The 212-nt window shown below is 47.6% G+C and carries 1 rRNA gene; it reads right to left on the bottom strand.

Features of this window, described 5'->3' with window-relative positions:
* Positions 1–170: ribosomal RNA gene (locus tag BN899_RS18450) — 16S ribosomal RNA — on the bottom strand; the annotation flags it as partial.
* Between the last annotated feature and the right edge of the window lie 42 nt (positions 171–212).

The following is a 212-nucleotide window of genomic DNA, read 5'->3' as shown; positions in this document are numbered from 1 at the left end:
ATATTATCCCGTATTAGCATACCTTTCGGTATGTTATCCGTGTGTACAGGGCAGGTTACCCACGCGTTACTCACCCGTCCGCCGCTCTTTCCCGAAGGAAATCGCTCGACTTGCATGTGTTAGGCACGCCGCCAGCGTTCATCCTGAGCCAGGATCAAACTCTTAAATATAAGTTTTGACATGGGCTCAGATACTGTTATATATCTGGCTTT

Origin of the sequence: Faecalimicrobium dakarense (assembly GCF_000499525.1) — a bacterium.
Classification (GTDB): Bacteria; Bacillota; Clostridia; order Peptostreptococcales; family Peptostreptococcaceae; genus Faecalimicrobium; species Faecalimicrobium dakarense.
Note: the sequence above shows the minus strand (reverse complement) of the source record. Positions and strands in the feature narration are given on the sequence as shown.